The organism is Maribacter sp. Asnod2-G09 (assembly GCF_045063795.1).
In the GTDB taxonomy this organism is placed as follows: domain Bacteria; phylum Bacteroidota; class Bacteroidia; order Flavobacteriales; family Flavobacteriaceae; genus Maribacter.
Genome location: NZ_JBEFOA010000004.1, coordinates 136171 through 158063, shown reverse-complemented (window position 1 = coordinate 158063; position 21893 = coordinate 136171). Strand labels below are relative to the sequence as shown.

18 protein-coding genes are annotated in these 21893 nt (G+C 35.4%); 5 read left to right on the top strand and 13 right to left on the bottom strand.

The window, feature by feature from the left end; genetic code table 11:
• Window positions 1-2997 (bottom strand): SusC/RagA family TonB-linked outer membrane protein, encoded by a 2997-nt coding sequence (locus ACJJVT_RS07840; protein ID WP_405397728.1) that lies wholly within the window; start codon window positions 2995-2997, stop codon window positions 1-3.
• Between the two features lie 342 nt (window positions 2998-3339).
• Between ACJJVT_RS07840 and ACJJVT_RS07835 the strand changes: the two genes are divergently transcribed.
• Window positions 3340-5466 (top strand): thioredoxin domain-containing protein, encoded by a 2127-nt coding sequence (locus ACJJVT_RS07835; protein WP_405397725.1) that lies wholly within the window; start codon window positions 3340-3342, stop codon window positions 5464-5466.
• Between the two features lie 168 nt (window positions 5467-5634).
• Entirely contained in the window at window positions 5635-6828 is a 1194-nt protein-coding gene (locus ACJJVT_RS07830; protein ID WP_405397724.1) for a DegT/DnrJ/EryC1/StrS family aminotransferase, read from the top strand.
• Window positions 6829-6832: 4 nt separating this feature from the next.
• On the opposite strand, the gene ribB is transcribed toward ACJJVT_RS07830, so the two are convergent.
• The 11 genes from ribB to ACJJVT_RS07775 all read right to left on the bottom strand — a co-directional run bounded on the left by ribB (window position 6833) and on the right by ACJJVT_RS07775 (window position 17863).
• Window positions 6833-7969, bottom strand: a complete 1137-nt coding sequence (gene ribB / locus ACJJVT_RS07825; protein WP_405397722.1) for a 3,4-dihydroxy-2-butanone-4-phosphate synthase — start codon at window positions 7967-7969, stop codon at window positions 6833-6835.
• Window positions 7970-7971: 2 nt separating this feature from the next.
• Window positions 7972-9411, bottom strand: coding sequence for an LptF/LptG family permease (locus ACJJVT_RS07820; protein ID WP_405397720.1), 1440 nt, complete (start codon window positions 9409-9411; stop codon window positions 7972-7974).
• A 74-nt stretch (window positions 9412-9485) separates the two neighbouring features.
• Entirely contained in the window at window positions 9486-10130 is a 645-nt protein-coding gene (locus ACJJVT_RS07815; protein ID WP_405397718.1) for a LolA family protein, read from the bottom strand.
• Between the two features lie 10 nt (window positions 10131-10140).
• Complete coding sequence (locus ACJJVT_RS07810; protein WP_405397716.1) at window positions 10141-12528, bottom strand: DNA translocase FtsK 4TM domain-containing protein; 2388 nt, start codon at window positions 12526-12528, stop codon at window positions 10141-10143.
• Window positions 12529-12592: 64 nt separating this feature from the next.
• Window positions 12593-12958, bottom strand: a complete 366-nt coding sequence (locus ACJJVT_RS07805) for a diacylglycerol kinase (RefSeq protein ID WP_299325493.1) — start codon at window positions 12956-12958, stop codon at window positions 12593-12595.
• A gap of 15 nt (window positions 12959-12973) precedes the next feature.
• Window positions 12974-13477 carry a thiol peroxidase gene (tpx, locus tag ACJJVT_RS07800; protein WP_133673810.1) on the bottom strand — a complete coding sequence of 168 codons (504 nt, stop codon included), beginning with the start codon at window positions 13475-13477 and terminating at the stop codon, window positions 12974-12976.
• A 121-nt stretch (window positions 13478-13598) separates the two neighbouring features.
• Window positions 13599-13856, bottom strand: coding sequence for a DUF6952 family protein (locus tag ACJJVT_RS07795; RefSeq protein WP_027066683.1), 258 nt, complete (start codon window positions 13854-13856; stop codon window positions 13599-13601).
• Window positions 13837-14151, bottom strand: coding sequence for a thioredoxin family protein (locus ACJJVT_RS07790; protein WP_036153842.1), 315 nt, complete (start codon window positions 14149-14151; stop codon window positions 13837-13839). Before ACJJVT_RS07790 ends, ACJJVT_RS07795 begins: the two co-directional genes overlap by 20 nt.
• Window positions 14152-14220: 69 nt before the next feature.
• Complete coding sequence (locus ACJJVT_RS07785) at window positions 14221-14865, bottom strand: peroxiredoxin (RefSeq protein WP_405397714.1); 645 nt, start codon at window positions 14863-14865, stop codon at window positions 14221-14223.
• Window positions 14866-15088: 223 nt separating this feature from the next.
• Complete coding sequence (gene nhaC / locus ACJJVT_RS07780; RefSeq protein WP_405397713.1) at window positions 15089-16567, bottom strand: Na+/H+ antiporter NhaC; 1479 nt, start codon at window positions 16565-16567, stop codon at window positions 15089-15091.
• Window positions 16568-16642: 75 nt separating this feature from the next.
• Window positions 16643-17863, bottom strand: coding sequence for an aminotransferase class I/II-fold pyridoxal phosphate-dependent enzyme (locus ACJJVT_RS07775; protein WP_405397711.1), 1221 nt, complete (start codon window positions 17861-17863; stop codon window positions 16643-16645).
• A 150-nt stretch (window positions 17864-18013) separates the two neighbouring features.
• Between ACJJVT_RS07775 and ACJJVT_RS07770 the strand changes: the two genes are divergently transcribed.
• A complete protein-coding gene (locus ACJJVT_RS07770; RefSeq protein ID WP_405397710.1) occupies window positions 18014-18472 on the top strand; it encodes an Lrp/AsnC family transcriptional regulator in 459 nt (152 codons plus the stop codon).
• A 48-nt stretch (window positions 18473-18520) separates the two neighbouring features.
• Window positions 18521-19927 (top strand): dihydrolipoyl dehydrogenase, encoded by a 1407-nt coding sequence (gene lpdA / locus ACJJVT_RS07765; RefSeq protein ID WP_405397709.1) that lies wholly within the window; start codon window positions 18521-18523, stop codon window positions 19925-19927.
• 75 nt (window positions 19928-20002) lie between these two features.
• Here lpdA and ACJJVT_RS07760 read toward each other — a convergent pair whose 3' ends face one another.
• Window positions 20003-21187, bottom strand: a complete 1185-nt coding sequence (locus ACJJVT_RS07760) for a heparan-alpha-glucosaminide N-acetyltransferase domain-containing protein (protein WP_405397708.1) — start codon at window positions 21185-21187, stop codon at window positions 20003-20005.
• A 128-nt stretch (window positions 21188-21315) separates the two neighbouring features.
• Here ACJJVT_RS07760 and ACJJVT_RS07755 point away from each other — a divergent pair, with 128 nt between their 5' ends.
• Window positions 21316-21852 (top strand): NADPH-dependent FMN reductase, encoded by a 537-nt coding sequence (locus ACJJVT_RS07755; RefSeq protein WP_405397707.1) that lies wholly within the window; start codon window positions 21316-21318, stop codon window positions 21850-21852.
• Window positions 21853-21893: the final 41 nt, after the last annotated feature.

The window sequence follows — 21893 nt, the reverse complement described above, 5'->3', positions numbered from 1 at the left end:
TTAAAATGATACTTGTAATCCCATTAAATAGGTTTTAGGCTGTGGGTAGGCACCTCTATCGATACCAAACTCAAATAAATCACCACTACCTACTTCAGGATCTAAACCAGAGTAATCTGTAACGGTAATCAAGTTCTGACCACTTACGTAAATTCTAAACTTAGAAAATAATTCTTGACCAAAAGCGTCACTAGGTATGGTGTACCCTATAGTCAAGTTTTTAAGTCTAGAGAATGAACCATCTTCAACAAAACGATCGGACAATTGAATGTTTTGTGGAGCTCCACCTGCTCTAGGTATGGTAGTAGATGGATTAGTTGGTGTCCATCTATCCAATACGGCTATACCCGCGTTGAATAATCTAGGCATACCTTCTAAATCATAAATATTGGTATTGTAAAGATCTCTACCATAGACACCTGTCAAGAACATATTAAAATCCCAGTTCTTGTAATCTGCACTTAAGTTTAAACCATATGTTAAGTCTGGAAGTGGATTTCCAATAATTGCTCTATCTTCAGAAGTAATATCACCATCATTGTTTAAATCCTTAAATCTAATATCACCAGGTTGTACTGTGGTTTGATCAGGATTCGCTGTAAAAACAGCGTCTACTTCTGCTTGGTTTTGATAAATACCATCAGTTACTAAACCAAAAAAGTGGAATAATGACTCACCTTCAGTAACTCTAGTAATATTTTGGTTTTCAAAATTACCACCAACTAATTCATCAACACCTCCTAATGATTTAGCTTCGTTTGAGCTGGTAGATAAGTTTAAATTAGCAGACCACTTAAAATCACCTTCAAAATCATTGTATCCCAAACTTAATTCAAAACCTGTAGTTTCCACTGAACCTACGTTTCTTACTTGGCTACCTTCATTAATACCTAAAGAAGTAGAAGTGGGAACACTAATTAATAAATCATCACTTTGGTTTTCGTAGTATTCAAGAGCGGCCGTAAATTTGTCGTTGTCGAAACCTAAATCAATACCTACGTTCAATTGTTTAGTTTCCTCCCATTTTAAATCTGGATTAGCCAATCCAAATGCAGTAGTACCTACAGCATTAGATCCAGCAATTGGATATAGGAAATCATTTACCAATGTTGCACTATATAGATAATTGGCGATTCTGTCATTACCGGAATAACCTAAACTACCTCTCAATTTTAGAGTACTAACGTTAGAGTCAACTAAGAAATTTTCTTTTGCAATGTTCCAGCCTAATGCATAAGAAGAGAACCATCCCCAACGATTGTTAGCACCGAATTTCGAAGAAGCATCACGTCTTAACGATACCGCAGCTATGTATTTGTCATCATAGTTATAGTTTAGTCTTCCTAAGAAGCCTAACCTGTTATATTCGAAAGAAGTACTTTGTAAACTTGAATCTTCATTAGATAACTCATTTATATTATCAGATACTGTATTTCTACTATTTGCATTTAAGCTAGTACCCTTGCTCTCAAATTTTTCAGCTAATAACAATGCTTCAAAATTATGAACATCAGCTATAGTTTTGTTATAAGTTAGACTATTAGTGAAAATTATTGTTTGGCCATCAGAAGCGTTCTTGGTAATTGAAGCAAAAGCTTGTTGGTGGGTGCCACCTAAGCTATCATCATTATAAGATGGTACAAAATTATTACTAGTACCTTTGAAATAGTCTAAACCTACTTGTGATTTAAATTTTAGACCCTCTATAATATCGTATTCGGCAAAGATGTTGCCAACTAATGCGAAAGTATTATTAACGGCATCACCATGTTTCAATATTCTAACAGGGTTTTCGGCATCTTGTCCATCACCAGCACTGTTAGGACCCTGGAACCCACCTAGGTTGTTGGGGTTGTATACTGATAAGTACGGTGCTGCTTTAATAGCGTGCTCTAAAAGGGAACGTTGACCAAATTCTACTCTATCAGAATTCTGTTTGTTAAAGTTGACTGATAAGTTCTGTCCCAATTTTAATTTACCAAAAGTAAAATCGCTATTTGCTCTGAAAGAATATCTCTGAAACCCTGTTTCAATAATAATACCTTCTCTTTCAAAATATCCGCCAGATATTCTAAAGTTGCTAGTATCGTTACCGCCAGAAGCAGCCATATCGTAACTTCTTATAAGTCCTGAAGTATAAATTTCATCTTGCCAGTTCGTGTTTACACCAGATGTAGAAGATGGTGTGTTCGGTACAATACCAAAAGCTTCATTAGCATATTGCAAGTATTGCTCGGTATTTAACACATCATACCGCTGTGTATTTTGTTGAAAACCAGTATGTGCATTAAACGATAATTGAGTTTTACCGCTTTTTCCTTTCTTAGTAGTGACAAGAATAACCCCGTTAGATCCTTGTGCACCGTACACAGCAGTGGTAGATGCATCTTTTAATACGTTTATGGTTTCAATATCGTTTTGGTTGATACCGGAAAGATTACCAACGATAACCCCGTCAACAACAAATAATGGTGAGTTGTTACCAAATGTACCAAGACCTCTAATGGTAATAGAAGGTTCTGTACCGGGTGCGCCGGTATTCACTACTGATACACCAGCAGCTCTACCTTGTAAAGCTTCTGTTGCATTAGCTACAGGTACGGCGTTAAGATCTTCAGACTTTACGCTAGATATTGCACCGGTTACTGCAGCTCTGCTTTGAGCACCATAGCCAACAACCACAACCTCGTCCAAAGCCTGGGCATCTATTTCCATAGCTATATTAATTGATGATTGACCATTTACTTGAACCTTTTGGGTTTCGTAACCTATGTAACTAATAGTTAAGGTACCATCTGATGGAACATTTGATAGTGAAAAATTTCCATCAAAATCGGTTTGTGAACCATTTGTCGTACCCGATACTACCACTGAAGCTCCTGGAAGAGGTGCTCCGGTATCATCAGAAACAACACCGGTTACGGTCGATGTTTGTGAATAGGCAAATTGCCCTAACATTACAATTAATGCAATGAATGTCATTTTGAGTTTAGTCATAATTAATTAAGTTTTAAGTTGTTATTTGTTGCAAACCTTTTTAACAGATTTTAACATAACAAATATAGAAGTAGGTAAGATTGAGTAATAAGACAAATGAAGCGAACACTAGTAATTATGATGCAAATACATTGTGTATGCTAGTAATACTGCAATTTATGGTTGATATATTTATGATAACTTCATTTTTAACCTATGAGATTTGAGTATTTCTTGATATTGTTTTTGATTACTGTTTATTTCGCAATTTCGGGTAGAATTATTCTATATAATTCTGATCGAATTTTTAGAAGTTTGTGATAGATAAATTAAATATATCTTTGAATCTATTATTAGAGAATTATGAAGATTAAAAGCGTTTTTTTTGTTCTTATTGGTGTGCTGATTTTAAGTTCTTGTAAAAACCAAAATAAGAATATAAGTGATGATGCAGCAATTGACAATCATGAATTCACCAATGATCTTATACATGAAACCAGTCCGTATTTATTACAACATGCACATAACCCTGTAGATTGGAACGCTTGGTCAGACGATGTTTTTAAAAAAGCATCCGAAGAAAATAAACTAGTGATTTTAAGTGTGGGGTATTCTACCTGTCACTGGTGCCATGTTATGGAAGAGGAATCTTTTGAAGATACCGAAGTGGCTAAACTTATGAACGATAAGTTTGTTAGTATTAAGGTAGACCGCGAAGAACGACCAGATCTTGATATGGTCTACCAAACTGCCTTGCAATTAGTAAACGGAACGGGTGGTTGGCCTATGAACGCTATTATTATGCCTAATGGGAGTCCGGTATTTTTGGGTACATATTTTGAGAAAGAAGAATGGAAGAATATTCTAATCAAATTCAGTTCTGAATATGAAAAGAACCCTGAGAAAATGACGGAGTATGCCACCATGTTGGCAGATGGTGTGCAAGAGGTTTATGAGCAGCCAGCAAAACAATCGGCGAATGCCATTACACCAGATAAGTTTGTGAACGGTATTACGGAGTGGGCTACTGTTTGGGACAAACAATGGGGTGGTAATCTCGGGCAGCAGAAATTTATACTACCTGCTAATTTGACCATGTTATTAGATTATGCCGTGCTGCAACAAAATAGCGAAGCTGAAAATCATGTTATTAATACGTTAGATAAGGTGATACATGGCGGAATCTATGATCACGTAGATGGTGGATTTTTTAGATATAGCACTGATAATACTTGGAAGGTACCGCATTTTGAAAAGATGCTGTATGATAATGCACAACTCGTGTATTTACTATCAAAAGCCTATAAGTTGACTGAAAATAAGGAGTACAAAACCAAGGTAGCGGAAACTCTCAAATTTTTGAAGACTGAAATGCGAAATGAAGATGGAGGTTATTTTAGTGCTATGGATGCTGATACCAATGGGGAGGAAGGAGTTTATTATGTTTGGAAGAAGGAAGAGCTACAGTCGTTAATAGGTGATGATTTTGAATTATTCTCCAAGTACTTCAATATTGAGGATAGTCAGGTTTGGGAAGATGGAAACTTTGTATTGAACAATACCACTTCTAAAGGTGAAATTTTAAAGGCTTTTGAAATAAGCGAAGAAGCTTTTGATAAGAAAAAGGAGAATTGGAAATCGACCTTGTATCAAGCGCGACAAAAAAGAGAAAAGCCTACCAAAGATTTTAAGATTTTGACATCTTGGAACGCTCTTTTAATTGACGGACTTTTAGAAGCGTACAAGGCTTTTGGTGATGAAAAATATTTAACCGAGGCAGTGTCGGTTTTTAACTATTTAAATGAGTACAATTTTAAAGACACACAATTGGTGCATTCTTATACAAAAGATAGTAAGCAGAAAGAGGTGTTCTTAGAAGATTATGCTTTTCTAGCCAAAAGTGCCTTTGCCTTGTACGAAGTCACTTTAGACGTCTCATATCTACAGACTTCAAAAGAGTTAATGAATATAAGCTCAGAAAAATATAAGAGTAATTCTGAGTTGTTCTATTATAATATATCTAGTGATTTGGTGCCAAGTATCATTAATACTTCTGATGGGGTGGTACCTTCTGCAAATGCTATTATGGCACAGAATTTTTTACGAATTGGTCATTTAGAATACAATACCGATTATTTAAAAAAGGCAGCGGTAATGGGGTCTTTAATTACAGAAGATTTTGAAAGTCAAGCTGTAAGCTATGGCGCTTGGGGATCTTTGCTTTTGCAACAAGTATATCCTTTTTATGAAATAGTCGTTGTCGGTAAAGATGCGAAAGGTATGTTGTCAGAAATAAACAGCACATACATTGTTAATTCGATTATCGTAGGCTCTACTGTTGAAAGTGATATTTCTCTTTTTAAAGATCGTTTTAGTGAAGATGAAACCTTTGTTTATGTATGTCGGAATAATACCTGTAAACTACCTGTAAAAACAGTTTCTGGTGCATATGATCAGATGAAATCTTTTGGTTATCAGGGTTTTAAGTAGATTTATGAGTAGTTGATCTTTAATAGCTTTTGTTGCTATTTTGATTGAACTTTCATCGTTTTGTATGGAAGAATGGTATGCTTATCCTTTGTTGATATTTGTAGGTTTTGTTGTTGGTTTTACCAATAATTTAAACAAGATTTGTAGTACAATATAAAATAAGATAGCATGCCAGGTTTCGAGTTGTTTGGAGAGAGTGAGAAAAGTCAAGTTCAAGATGTTCTAGATTCAGGCGTATTAATGCGTTACGGCTTTGACGGAATGCGAAATAACCATTGGAAGGCATTAGAACTTGAGGAGGCTTTATCTAAGCGCATGGAATCTAAGTATGCACAATTGGTAAGTAGTGGTACTGCCGCGTTAACAGTTGCGCTAGCAAGTGCAGGTGTTGGGGCTGGTGACGAGGTGATAATGCCAACATTTACATTTGTAGCAAGTTTTGAATCTATTTTGGCTATTGGTGCAATTCCTATCTTGGTAGATGTAGATGATACGCTGACTTTAGATCCGGCGGCTGTAGAAAGCGCTATTACCGATAAGACCAAAGTAGTCATGCCGGTTCATATGTGTGGTTCTATGGCAGATTTGGTTGCATTGAAGGCTATTTGTGATAAACACCATTTATTGCTGTTAGAAGATGCCTGTCAGGCAATAGGAGGTAGTTATGACGGTAAGCCTTTGGGTAGTTATGGTGATTTAGGCTGTTTCTCTTTTGATTATGTAAAAACCATAACCTGTGGCGAAGGCGGAGCAATTATAACCAACAACGAACAATATAAAATAAATGCAGATCATTACTCCGATCACGGTCATGATCATGTGGGTAGCAATCGCGGAACGGAGACACATCCGTTTTTAGGATATAATTATAGAATATCAGAATTGCATGCAGCTGTAGGTTGTGCGCAAATTGAGCGACTAGATGATTTCTTGTCTATTCAAAAGAAAAATTACACCGTTTTAAGAAATGCATTATCACCACTTTCTAATATAACGTTTAGAAAAGTGCCAGAAGGGGGAGTAGAGAATTATTCGTTTATCTCTTTCTTTTTGCCAACTATAGAAATAGCAAAAAAAGCACATACAGCTTTAGGTGAAGCTGGTGTAGATGCCTGTTTTTATTGGTTTGATAATAATTGGCATTACTACAAAAAATGGGAGCATTTAACCCATAAAAGATCTTTAGGTAAATTGCCGCAAGAGGTTGTTAATCAATTACCTGACTATTCAAAATCGGACTTCTCAAAATCTGATGCGTGGATAGGCAGAACCATCTCATGTCTTGTAAAATTAAGTTGGACAGAAGAACAGGTTGCTGAACGTGCAACTAAAATGAAAGATGTATTAGAAAAGTTTATTTAAACTCTTAATACTTCACGTATTCTAAAATCTCTAATCCGTAGCCGACAATACCTACGCGTTTCGCTTGGGTGCTGTTGGTCATTAGTTTCATTTTATGAATGCCTAAATCATGTAGTATCTGAGCTCCGATGCCGAAGTCACGATTATCCATTTCTATCTTAGGTGCTTTGTGAACGCCTTGTTTTTGCAATTCTTTCAATTCTTTTAACCTAGAAAGTAAATTAAGAGATTCTGAATCTTGATTAATGAAAACAATTGCTCCTTTACCTTCTTCATTAATCTTGTTGAACATATCCTCTAGCTTTTCGTCTGGGTTATGAGTCAATGTTCCTAAAATATCATTGTTGATAAGGGTAGAGTTGATTCTAGTTAAGATTTTTTCATCCGAAGACCAAGAACCTTTAGTTAATGCAATATGAATATGATTGTTTGTAGTTTGTTTATAGGCTCGTAATCTAAATTCGCCAAAACGAGTGGTAATATCAAAATCTACTTCTTTGTCTATTAAGCTGTCATGTTCCATTCTGTAGGCAACAAGAGACTCAATTGAGACAATTTTAAGATCGAATCTTTTAGCTACATCTACCAATTGAGGTAGTCGTGCCATGGTGCCATCTTCATTCATGATCTCTACAATGATTCCGGCTGGTTGCAATCCTGCTAATCGCGCAAAATCAATAGCAGCTTCGGTGTGCCCTGTTCTTCTTAATACGCCACCTTCTTTAGCTACTAATGGGAATATATGTCCTGGTCTCGCTAAATCATGGGGTTTTGTATCACTTTCGGTTAATGCAATAACAGTTTTGGATCTATCACCAGCAGAAATACCAGTGGTAACTCCTTTTCCTCTTAAATCTACAGATACGGTAAATGCCGTTTCTAATGGATCGGTATTGGTACTTACCATCATATGAAGACCTAAATCTTTACAGCGACCTTCGGTTAAGGGAGCACATATAAGACCTCTACCGTGAGTGGCCATAAAATTGACCGTTTCAGGTGTAGCAAGTTCAGCGGCTGCTAAAAAATCTCCTTCATTTTCACGATTTTCATCATCAACAACGATAATTACTTTACCGGCGCGAATATCTTCAATCGCTTCTTCTATACTATTCAATTGTATTGTACTAAGATCTGTCATGGTTAAGAATCAGCTTTATCTTTTTTCTTAAATATTTTTTTGAAGAAATCGGCTATAAATCCGAAATCCATCAATCCTTTATCTTCTGTTGCTCTTTTGGTTAATACAACACCAAGGGGCAGCATAATTAGCGTTGCCAACCATGCACCTAACATTGGGTGTATATTACCTTCTTTAGCATAGTTTCCTGCGAAAACTCCTATAAAATAATAAATTAGGAATAGTACTATGGCAATTACCATAGGTAAACCTAATCCTCCTTTTCTAATAATAGCACCTAATGGAGCACCTACAAAAAATAGAATGATACATGAGAACGCTAATGCATATTTATTGTGAAGCGAAAGAATGTGCATGTTGTAGATTTTATATCTCTTCTGCATTTCTTCTTTTTTACCGCTAACGGTGCCTAAAATACTTGTTGTGGCATTTTTAGCACTACTTAATATCTGTATTTGTTGCCAATCTGGAAAAAGAACAAGAAAATTATCGTTTATGGAATCTTGCAGCGCTATATTTTTCATAGCGATACTTGCTTTCGCATTTAAAACAGAATCTTTTTTACGGATCATATCTGTTTTGGTAGAGTCATTGTTTTTGGCAACCAAAGGCGAAAACATACCTGTTCTACCTTCTATGTTTTTAGAAAATGCACGAACAATACGATAATTATCGCCACGTAAAGAATCGATATCTTTTGAAAGTCGCGATATATTCTTCATTTTGTCGGTACTGATATCGCGTTCTTCTTCTAAATCATCATTATTAATTTCAGGAATTTCGATATTCATGGTGTAGGTATCGAAATCTGCCTGAGCAAAAGGGAATTTCATTTTGCTATCATTACTTTTCGAGGTGATGTCTTCATAATAATGACCGTCTGTTAATACCAATTGTATAACGTCTGAGTCTTCACTACTTATTAATTCTCCCGATTTAGATTTGATGACAGTAGTGTTCAAGTTGTTTGCAGACTTTCTATGAATTATTACGTTTTTAAGAAAACGATCATTATCACCATATTTTTCATCCACCTTAATATTCATTCCTTCAAAATCACTGAAAACGCCTTCAGAGACTACTGCTGCAGGTTTTACCTTGGCAATATTTCTACGTAGGTTGTATATTTTTCTTTGTGATAGGGGAATAACGTTATTAGCAAAGAAAAAAGTTACTCCGCCTAAAATGGTTACGAATATGATTAAACTCAACATAGAACGTTGCAGAGAAATACCTGATGCCTTCATTGCAGCGAATTCATAATTTTCTGCAATAGAACCAAAGGTTAAAATGGAAGATAAAAGTACGGTAAGTGGCAGTACTTTTTCAGTAAGATCTGGCATTAAATAAAACAAGAACTTACCGATAATGACAATGTCTAAACCTTTGCCCGCCAGATCATCAATAAAAAGCCAAATCGTTTGGAATATGAAGATGAACATCAATATTACAAACGAACTGACAAAATTAAAAACGAACCTTGATAGGATATATCGGTCTAGTATTCTCAATAGTTCTAATTTCTTAGAATGAAATAACCTTCATCCTTATATTTAGCTTCATCAAAAGTAAATAAGGTTTTGGACAAAGTTTGATCTGTTTTAAAAGAATTAACAGTGATCGTTGTTTTTGTACCGTTCTTACCTGTTTCAATTAAGTTGTAAATGTGCTTTGTGCCCATATCTATACCTAATAATCTTGACTTTATTTCGGTATCAGAATCGATAGGGGTCAATTTTACGTATTGTATTTTTCTTCCTTGAATATCTTGTAGAATATCCCAAGCGTAGTTGTGTCCTTCTTTATAAAAAGTCAACATTTTGGAAGGGGTCATCGCGTTTTCATCATCAGACTTGTCTTCGATAGTAACTTCTTCATTCTCTGGTACGATAGTGTACACTTTGTTACCGTCAAAAATTTGCTGAGAACCTAAGTAATTAAACATGTATTTATTGCCTGCAAGGGTAACGTCGCCTCTTGTTTCTTGGTTAATACCTGCATCTGCGTTCTTTAAATCAAATTTGAAGTCTACAAAGATGTTGTCATAACTCTGTACTTTGTTATAAACTTCATCCAATAATGCTTTTGCTTTATCTGAACCTTGTGCATTTGCAAAGGTTGCGGTAAACATAATCGTCAATACAATAATAATTTTCTTCATCTTTTTAATATTATTCATTATCCAATATTTGCTGAAGGGCAACCATATCGGCTACATAAACCTGTCGTGCTTTACTACCTTCAAACGGACCTACAATGCCTGCGGCTTCTAACTGATCAATAATTCTACCGGCTCTGTTGTAGCCTAATTTCAATTTACGTTGAATTAAAGAAGCAGAACCTTGTTGAGCAATTACGATAACTTCAGCAGCTTCGCGAAACTTTGCATCCCTTTCAGACACGTTATTATCAAGACTCGTGCCAGAATCTTCACCAACGTACTCAGGTAATTCGTGTGCATCTGGGTAAGCACGTTGACTACCAATGAATTCCACTATTTTTGCAACCTCTGGGGTATCGACAAATGCACATTGAATACGGGTGACATCATTACCTTGTGTAAATAACATATCTCCTCTACCAATTAATTGATCGGCACCTGCGGTATCTAATATAGTTCTTGAATCAATCTTAGAAGTTACTCTAAAAGCTAACCTCGCAGGGAAGTTGGCTTTAATAATACCTGTAATAACGTTTACAGATGGTCTTTGCGTCGCAATAATCAAATGTATACCAATTGCTCTCGCTAGTTGTGCAAGTCTTGCTACGGGCGTTTCTACCTCTTTACCGGCTGTCATGATCAAATCGGCAAACTCATCAATTACCAATACAATGTATGGTAAGAATTTGTGTCCGTCATTCGGATTCAGTTTTCTAGCCTTAAACTTAGTGTTGTATTCTTTTAAGTTACGAACCATTGCTAATTTCAACAGTTCATATCTATTATCCATTTCAATACAAAGTGAATTCAAGGTGTGAATTACTTTTGTGTTATCTGTGATAATAGCTTCTTCAGAATCTGGAAGTTTAGCTAAGAAATGGCGTTCTATTTTATTATAAAGCGTAAGTTCAACTTTCTTTGGATCGACCAAAATGAATTTTACCTCTGCCGGATGCTTTTTGTATAATAACGAAGTAAGTACTGCATTTAAACCTACCGATTTACCTTGGCCGGTAGCACCTGCCATTAATAGGTGAGGCATTTTTGCTAAATCTACTACAAAAGTTTCGTTGCTAATAGTTTTACCGAATGCGATTGGTAATTCCATTTCTGCTTTTTGAAATTTGCTAGAGGCAATAACCGAACGCATTGATACGATTGATGAATTTTTGTTAGGTACTTCGATACCAATAGTTCCTTTGCCAGGAATAGGGGCAATGATACGAATACCCAATGCCGCTAATGATAGTGCAATATCATCTTCAAGATTTTTAATCTTCGATATTCTTACACCTGCTTCTGGTACTATTTCGTATAGCGTTACTGTCGGACCGATAGTTGCCTTAATTTGGGCAATTCCGATTTTATAATTTTTTAGAGTTTCAACAATTTTATTCTTGTTTTCCTCTAATTCTTCTTGATTAATAGTAATACCGCCAGTAGCACCGTGTTGATCCAAAAGGTCAATAGTTGGAAATTTGTAGTTCCCTAACTCTAAGGTAGGGTCAAACTCTCCAAAATCATCTACAAGTTTGTTGGCAAGAATATCAATTTCTTCTGGTTCTTCAACAACCGACTCAACCTCCATCGCCAAAGTTTCTTCTGGCTCAGGTTCTGGTATAGTTACTTCAAAATCGTTAGCTTTTTTCTCTTTTTCTAAATGAGGAATTTCTGCCTTATGGGTATAAGTGTCTAGAATTACCGGAGCTTCTTCTTCTAATGAGGTAGTTAGAATGTCTTCTTTTTCTTTCTGTTCTTTCTTTTTAGTTGCCTTGCGTTCTTGGTTGGCTTTAAATTCTGTAGAAATAGCTTCTTTTCTAGAATTAAAGAAAGATGAAATTCCTTCAGGGGTAACTTCAAATAATCGTACTAGAATAAATATGAGTCCGAATACCAATAATAGTAGAACACCAATTTTACCCGCGTAATCTTGTAAGAAATCATTCATTTCGAAACCTACCAATCCGCCTAAGAGTGGGCTAGTGGTGGCAAAGAAACCTAGGGCAATTGAAATCCAAATAATGAATAATAGACCCCAAATCCATTTTTTGAACAATGCTTTTAAAGGAAGTCCTAAAAAGAGGTAGATACCAGTAATACAGATTAGAAACGGAATAATTAGTGAAGCTACGCCAAAGCCCTTATACATGAAAAAGTGGCTAATGCTTGCTCCGAATTTGTTCAGTAAGTTTTTTGCAAGTTCATTTCGGTCTTTAAACTCAGACAATAGACTTTGGTCATCTTGCCAGTTAAAGTAAAATGAAATAAACGAAAAGAACAATGCAATACTAAAGAGCATCAATAAACTACCCAAAATGATTTTATTCTGTTTGGATAATTTAAACGGTGTTCGCTTTTTAGTAGGTTTTGGCTTTGATTTAGTTGCCTTTTTTGCCATTAAAACTTAATTCTGATGCTAAATTACAAATTTACGATGAGCTACGTGAAAACTAAGAACTAACCTATAGAATCTTGGGTAGGTAGATGATGAGTCCGACAATGGCAGAAGCTATTGAAACTAGCATTACAGCACCTGCAGAAATATCCTTAATAAATCCGATTTTGACATCAAATTCGGGTTGAATATAATCTGCAATTTTTTCAACAGCGGTATTCATGCCTTCAATTCCTAAAACAATTGCAATTGCAAATATTTGAAGTATCCATTCTGTACTCGAAATATCATAGTAGAAACCAGCGGCAGTCATTACGATAGCAATGAAGACCTGAATTTTTATACTTGCTTCGGTTCGTATTAAAAGGAAGGCGCCTTTAAGGGCAAAGCCAACACTTTTAATACGATTTACCAAAAAGGATTCTTTGGGCATGAGTGTCCTTTGTTTTTAGTTCATTAATGCCTCTAAAGCTGCTTTGTAATTTGGCTCTTCTGTAGTTTCTGCTACCTGCTCTGTATACAATACATTACCTTTTTCATCAACTACAACAACTGCTCTTGAAAGTAATGGAGCTAATGGTCCGTCAGAGAATGCTACGTTATAACCTTTTCCGAAATTGCCATCTTTAAAATCAGAAAGCATTTCAACATTTTCGATTCCTTCAGCACCACAAAATCTTGCTTGTGCAAATGGTAAATCTTTAGAAATACAAAGTACAATAGTGTTGTCTAATTCAGCAGCTTCTTGATTAAACTGACGTACAGATTGTGCGCAAGTACCTGTATCAACGCTTGGGAATATATTTAATACTACTCTAGAACCTTCGTAATCTGAAAGTTTTACGGTAGATAAGTCATTCTTAGTTAATTGAAATTCTGGAGCTTTTCCGCCGTTTGCAGGTAAAGTTCCTAATGTGTGTATTTCGTTTCCTTTTAGTGTAACCGAAGCCATAACTTTTATCTTTTTATAATTGAGAGTGTGAAATTATAAAATATAAAGTTGAAATGAGCGGGAATATGATAAAAAAAAGTCCTTTCATAATTGAAAGGACTTTGTATATTTTAAATAGCTATTATTTGTCTATAGAGCCTAAAACTCGCTGCATAAACTGATTCATAGCATCTTTCTTTGGCGTGCCTTGCTCTATGCTGTTCGCAACTTCAATGGCACCGTACATATTAGAAATAAGTTCGCCGATGACATCAAGCTCTTCATCTTTTAATGAAGGTAGCTCTGTTAAAGCTTCTAAAGTTTCAATAGTCTCTAGAACGAAATCGCTATCTTTTTCTTCAATGAACTCTGTCAGTAATTTAATTATGGGTAATCTCACTGATCAAATCTTTTAATAGGTCGTACTTGTTAGTCTGAACCTGATTTTTAATTTTCCCTTTCTCGAAAGAAGCGAAGGTTGGTAAGTTGCTTACGTCTGCTAGCTTTCTAGATTCAGGAAATTTTTCTGCATCTGCCAAAACAAATGTAATGTCCTCATTTTGTGAAGCTTCTTTTTTAAATTTCGGCTTCATGATTCTACAGTTACCACACCATGTTGCAGAATATTGAACTACAACATTTGGATTGTTATCTATGATTTCCTGTAAATTATCTTGTTCTAATTCTAATAACATAATTAAAGTTATTTAAAGATTAATAAAAAGAACATGAAGTCAGTGACTTCATGTTCATAGCTGTTTTACTTAGTTAGCATGTGTAGAAAGGTAGCTAGCAACACCGTCTCTGTTTGCAGACATTGCATCTTTACCTTCTTCCCAGTTTGCTGGGCATACTTCACCTTTTTCTTGTACATGCGTTAAAGCATCTACGATACGTAGGTATTCGTTTACGTTTCTACCTAAAGGCATGTTGTTGATGCTTTCGTGTTGTACAACACCTTCTTCATCAATAATATATGTTGCTCTGTAAGTTACATTATCACCTTCAACAGTTACCACATCATTTTCTTCGTCATACTTTTCATTGGTAATATCTAAAATACCTAAAGTAGAAGCTAAGTTTCTATTGCTGTCTGCTAATATTGGGTAAGTAACACCTTCAATACCACCATTATCTTTTGCAGTACTTAACCATGCAAAATGTACTTCTGGAGTATCACATGAAGCACCGATTACAATTGTGTTTCTTTTTTCGAATTCACCAATAGCAGCCTGAAAAGCGTGTAATTCTGTAGGGCAAACAAAAGTAAAATCTTTTGGGTACCAGAAAAGAACCACTTTTTTATTATTTTTTTGAGCTTCTTCTAATACGTTAAGTTTAAAAGTGTCGCCCATGTCGTTCATTGCGTTAACACTAAGATTTGGGAATTTTTTTCCTACAAATGCCATAATATGTTTTCGTTTTATAATTAATTATAAAGCAAAATTAAGACAAGATATGGCGTTTACAGACTTTCTAAATTAGTATTTTCAATGCAACAATAACTATTTTGAATAGCTAATGGTAATGCTATGTTTTGGTAAGAATTACGTAATTTTTAGCTTTTAAAATTACCAGATCGACAGAAATATATTATCTGAAGTGCTAATAACTTAGAATGGATTTTTTTGATTATTTAGCGGCTAATTTTTTAATCTTAATATTGAATCCGGCGAAGATGAAAGTCATAATCGGACTCAACCAATTGAAGATGGCATACACAAAGTATTCAGCTACACCAACACCTAATACGCCACTATGGTAAGCTCCGCAAGTGTTGTAAGGTATTAGTACTGATGTTACCGTACCTGTATCTTCTAAGGTTCTACTTAAATTTTCGGGTGCTAGCCCTCTATCTTTAAATGCTTTTGAGAACATTTTTCCTGGTACTACAATTGCCAAGTACTGGTCAGATGCGGTACCGTTTAAAACGATACAGCTTATACCTGTGCTAAAGAATAGACCGAATGTTGATTTTGCCATTTTAAGCAGGGACTTGGTAATTCTTGACAGTGCACCAATACCATCCATAATTCCCCCGAAAAACATAGCGCAGATAATTAGCCAAATGGTACCTAGCATACCTGTCATTCCTTTTGAAGAAAACAAATCGCTCAACGCTTTATTGTCGGTTGGCACATCTGTATTAACGGTTATAGCTTTTAGTATTCCTTGGTATCCTGACTGAAAAGTTAATTCTGAAGCTCCCGTGATACCCGCAACTACGTTAGGTTGAAAAATTAACGCAAATAAAGCAGCCAATAGCGTACCTATTAATAAGGCGACTAATGGCGGAGTCTTTTTAACGATTAAAAATATAACCGCTACAGGTACCAAAAATAACCAACCGTTAATATCAAAAGAAGAGTCGATAGACGCCAGTATAGCATCTACATCTGCGTCTCCGCTAGTTTCTAAGCTAAAACCGATAATTAAAAATACAACTAGCGTTACAGAAATTGTCGGTACTGTAGTCCATAGCATATATTTTATATGAGAAAACAATTCGCCACCTGCCATTGCCGGTGCTAAATTTGTAGTATCACTTAATGGAGAAAGTTTATCACCAAAATATGCGCCAGATAATACGGCGCCAGCGGTCATGCCTAAAGAAATACCTAATGCTTCGCCGATACCTATTAATGCAATACCTACGGTGGCAGATGTTGTCCAGCTGCTACCCGTTGCAACAGAAATTACAGCGCAAATAATTACACAAGCCGCTAAAAATATAGTGGGATTAAGAATTTGAAGTCCGTAATAGATCATTGCAGGTATAATACCACTAACAAGCCATGTACCTGCCAGTGCACCAACCATAAGTAATATTAATAATGCACCAGTGGTAGATCGAATGTTCTCTTCTACTTCGGCGATCATTTGTTTGTATGAAACTTTATTAGCAAACCCAACAATAGCAGCAACTGCACCGCCCAATAAAAGTATGAACTGATTTGAGCCACTTAAAGCGTCATCACCAAATACATAAACGTTATATGCTAACATAGCAACTAGGGCTATAACGGGAATTAAGGCGGCAAATATGCTTAATTCTTTATTGTCAACGATATGCTCGTTTTCCCTGTGTTCATTAGTATTTTGGTCTGACATTAAAAGATAGTTTGGTTTCTACGTAATATTACGATTTCTGCAACGGTTGTGCAAACACATTGTATAATTGAAAGATTATGCTTTTATGCTTTTGACATCCAGTATATTAAGGTCTTCAAGGCATTTTTTCATTAAGGTGTAGGTTCTTTGAATATCATCATCTAAGCCAATTGAAAATCGAATTAAACCATTTCCAAGTCCCATTTCTTCTTGTTCCTCTAGCGGAATTTCTGAAGATGTGGAGCTTCCGGGCGCGCTGAATAATGTTTTGTAAAATCCGAGGCTAACTGCTAAATAGCCTAATTTTCTTTCTTGCATTAATTCCATTAAAGCATTTGCATTTTCAAGAGTACCTACATCCATGGTTATTAATCCGCCATATCCGTATTCCGGATTCATTTGATCTTCCATAATTAAATGTCCTGGGTGAGAAGGGAGTCCTGGGTAAACAACACGTAATCCGTCTTTTTCAAAATTCTCAGCTAAGTATTGTGCATTTTCACTATGCTTTTTCATACGAATGTGTAACGTACGCATGTTCTTTAGAATTGAAGCTGCACGCATACTGTCTAGCGTGCTTCCTAAAAGCATACCAGCTCCGTTATTTACATCTTTAAGGCTAAGACAGAATTCTGTAGTACCACAAACAACACCGGCAACACAGTCGCTGGTTCCATTAATGAATTTTGTAAGACTATGAATAACGATGTCCGCTCCTAGTTTTGCAGGTGAAACAGTTAAAGGAGAAAAAGTATTATCAACTATTAATGGTAATTCATTTTTCTTAGAAATGCGAGAAAGTGCAGAGATATCGGCAACCTCTAAAAGCGGATTGCTGACACTTTCGCAATATATCATTTTAGTGTTTGGTGTAATAGCCGCGGCTACTGCATCAAGATCTGTAATGTCTAAAAAGGTAGTTTTAATTCCGAATTTGATTAAGAAGTTTTTCATGAAGGCATAGGTGCCTCCATAAATAGTTCTACTACTAATAATATGATCACCGGCTTTACATAATTGTAAAATTACAGCTGTAATGGCGCCCATACCACTAGCAGTTACATTGGCACTTTCAGTACCTTCTAATGCTGCTAATGCCTCGCCTAAATATAAATTTGAAGGGGAGGAGTGTCTGCTGTACAAATAACAACCTTCGGTATTTCCTTCAAAGGTATCGAACATGGTTTTTGCCGATATAAAGGTGTAGGTTGATGAATCGGATATAGAAGGGTTTACTCCGCCATATTCTCCGAAATATTGTAAATCTTGTAAGTCGTTGCTGTTCTTGTGGCTCATAGGTTGTTGTTTTCAGTAAAAATACCGTTTGAGTGTAAATTTGTCAATATGAAGTTGTTTTATTAGTTTTTAAAACTATATTTAATTTTTTAGTAGATTTAAAATCTATTATTGTGTATTTTGTAACAATTAGACAGAATTATATTCATTATGAAACTAGACCAAATTGATAATAAGCTTTTAGATTTATTGCAAGCAGATAGTAAGAAGACAACTAAGGAATATGCTTTAAAATTAGGACTTTCAACAACGGCGATTTACGAACGTATAAAAAGATTAGAAAGAGTAGGTGCTATAAGAAATTACGTAGCATTGGTCGACAAAGCCATAGTAGATAGGAATTTTACGGTGTTTTGCCATGTAAAACTTGTGCAACATGTAAAAGATAATATAGCACAATTTGAAGCTCAAATTATGCGTTTACAAGAGGTGGTGGAGTGCCATCATTTAAGTGGAGATTATGATTATTTGTTGAAAATACACGTTCGAGATATGGATGCATACCGAAATTTTATGGTCAATAAATTGACGACCATGAATCATATTGGTAGTACCCAAAGCTCTTTTACCATAAAAGAGGTAAAGCATTCTACAGCTATACCCCTTTAAAACTAAAAATAGTATTAATTTTGTAGGACATTAGAAAACTAAAATTTTATGAATCAATATGATGTAGCCATTATAGGCTCAGGACCTGGAGGATACGTAGCAGCAATACGTTGTGCTCAATTAGGAATGAAAACAGCAATAATTGAAAAATATTCCACCCTAGGCGGAACATGTTTAAATGTTGGGTGTATTCCTTCTAAGGCGATGTTAGATTCTTCTCATCATTATGAAGATGCCATTAAACATTTTGATGAGCACGGTATTGAAATTCCTGGTGAGATTAAAGTAAACTTGGAAAAAATGATTGCCCGTAAACAAGGCGTTGTTAATCAAACTACTAAGGGTATTGAGTTCTTGATGGACAAGAATAAAATTACCGTTTACGAAGGTGTTGGTAGCTTTAAAGATGCCAGGCATGTGAACATTAAAAAGAACGATGGTAAAACAGAGGAAATTGAAGCGAAAAATGTAATTATCGCTACAGGTTCTAAACCTTCTACTTTACCATTTATAAAATTAGATAAAGAACGTATCATAACATCGACAGAGGCTTTAGAGCTTAAAGAGGTACCAAAACATATGATCGTTATTGGTGGTGGTGTAATTGGTCTTGAATTAGGTCAGGTATATAAGAGGCTTGGTGCAGAAGTTACTGTGGTTGAGTTTATGGATCGTATTATTCCTGGAATGGACGCTGCGCTTTCTAAAGAGTTGACTAAGGTGATGAAGAAACAAAAAGTGAAATTTGCCTTATCGCACAAAGTAAAGTCTGTTGAAAGAAAAGGTGATCAGGTAATCGTTAAGGCCGATAACAAAAAAGGAGAGGAAGTTGTTTTTGAAGGTGATTACTGTTTAGTTGCTGTAGGTAGAAAACCATATACTGACGGATTAAATGCTGATGCCGCAGGTGTAAAGCTTGATGAAAGAGGTAAAGTGATTGTTGATGGGCATTTGAAAACAAGTGCAGATAATATTTACGCTATCGGTGATGTAATCAAAGGAGCAATGTTAGCTCACAAGGCTGAAGAAGAAGGTACTTTGGTTGCTGAGATATTAGCAGGTCAAAAACCACATATCGATTATAACTTAATACCTGGTGTAGTTTATACTTGGCCAGAGGTTGCTGCTGTTGGTAAAACAGAAGAAGAATTAAAAGAAGCAGGTGTTGAATATAAGGTTGGTCAATTTCCAATGCGTGCATTAGGTCGTGCAAGAGCAAGTATGGATACTGACGGATTTGTAAAGATTCTTGCAGATAAAAAGACAGATGAAGTTTTAGGTGTACATATGGTTGGCGCGCGTTGTGCCGATTTAATTGCCGAAGCGGTAACTGCGATGGAGTTTAGAGCGTCTGCAGAAGATATCTCTAGAATGAGCCATGCTCACCCAACATATGCAGAAGCGGTTAAAGAAGCAGCATTAGCGGCTACAGATGATCGTGCTTTGCATGTTTAATTAGAATAGAATTTTTGATATAGAAAAAGGCAGCCAATTGGCTGCCTTTTTTTTGTTTTATAGTAAAACGTGAACTTAGTTTTTAATTAAGCCTAGCAAACGTAATACTTTTTCTGTGGCTGTTCTTAAAACTTCAAAAGCGATTATTGCAAATTGCTCTAAGTAGATTCTTGTAGAAGATAAAATTGCACGTATGTTTACTTTTAATTCCGCTTTATGGTCTTCATATTTTAAAGCTAAATAGGTGCTCGAGATCATAAATAAAATCGCACCAGGTACAACCAAATACGGATTTAATGAATGATGAAAAAAGCGGTACAGACCTACGCCGGTAAAACTGCCATATAAAATGATAAAATGAATAATATAGATAGATAAAGTACTTTGACCTATTCTTAACCATGTTGCATTCATTAAGAATTTTCTTAGTAAAATGAATATGGAGAAAACGATTAGAACATCACCCAAACGAATGAATAGGTAGTTATTGTCATTTATAGCTTGAAACAATTGTATGCCTGTAACATCATACACCGATAGGAAAAAATCTGAAGAAAGGAATATAAGAATCAATCCTGTAGCGATGTAAGCTGGTACTATATAATTGTATAAGTTTTTGCTGTCCTGGTACTTAGAAAATAAAACGGACATAAAACTACCAATAGTTGCATAACCTAACCAAGGTATAATGGTAAAAACAGATCCATTAGCTTTCGTTAAGTAATTTGCGAATACTTGTGGCAAAAACTCAAAACTAGATGCTTTATATATAGGTTCAAAAATGAATAATAGTAGGGTAGTAGATACCAAAATTGTTGGGAAAATCCATTTTTGCTTAGCAAAGGTTAAAATGTAAAATCCGATAATAAACAATAATGAAAGACCAATGCAGTGCAGTACATCTACGAGGTAGAACGAATCATAAATTTCACCTTTGAACAGACCAAAAATGTTCATTCGTAATAAGTAGGCGATGACCAATAATTCAAATCCGCGTTTAATACCCTTTTTAACTCTTGCGTTTGCCCAACCGGTTTGCTTCGATCTAATTAATAAGAATGTAAAAATGAATCCTGATACGGTAAAGAATACGGGAGCGGTAATTCCTCTAAAATACTTCCAAGTGCTGAACAACATATTAGAGTTGTCTCTGAAGGCATTATCAAGTAAACCATCAATAAAATGACCTTGTAACATCATTAAGATAGCCCACGCCCTAATGGCGTCTAAAAAAAACAATCTTGACTTAGCGTTGCTCATTATCACAATTATATCCTATATACTTATAAAACAGTATGTTTGGATGTTTAAAGCGGCAAAATTAGATAAAATATTCTAAGGTTCACTGTAATTGAATTAAATTCGCAATCATACAATAAAATAGGTCTATGAGTTATGTTTTAGCATTTGCAGGTAGTAATTCTTCAGTTTCCATTAATTATAAATTGGTTAAACATACTGCTACCTTAGTAAAAGGGGAAGAAGTAAGGTTAAGAGATCTTTCTAAATATCCATTTCCGATGTATAGTCAAGATGCGGAAAAGGAAAACGGATTCTCGAATTCTTTGGTGGAATTCAATAACGAAATTGCGAATTCTAAAGGATTAATTATCTCTGTAAATGAGCATAATAGTTATCCGTCTGCATATTTTAAGAATACGATGGACTGGTTATCTCGAATAGATTCTAAATTTCTTGCGGATAAAAAGATTTTATTGATGGCTACTTCAGGTGGTGGCCGTGGTGCTATTGGTGCTTTAGAGGTGGCAGAAAAAATGATTGCTAGATTTCAAGGTACCGTGGTTGAATCATTCTCATTACCTCTTTATAACGAGAACTTTGATGAAGTAAAAGGAATTACTAATTCCGAATTGGCTGAAATTCATGCAGCTAAAGTAGCATCTTTTGTAAAGTCTATTTCTTAAATATTTAAATCAGTTATAAGTTAAATAAATCTTAGGCTTTC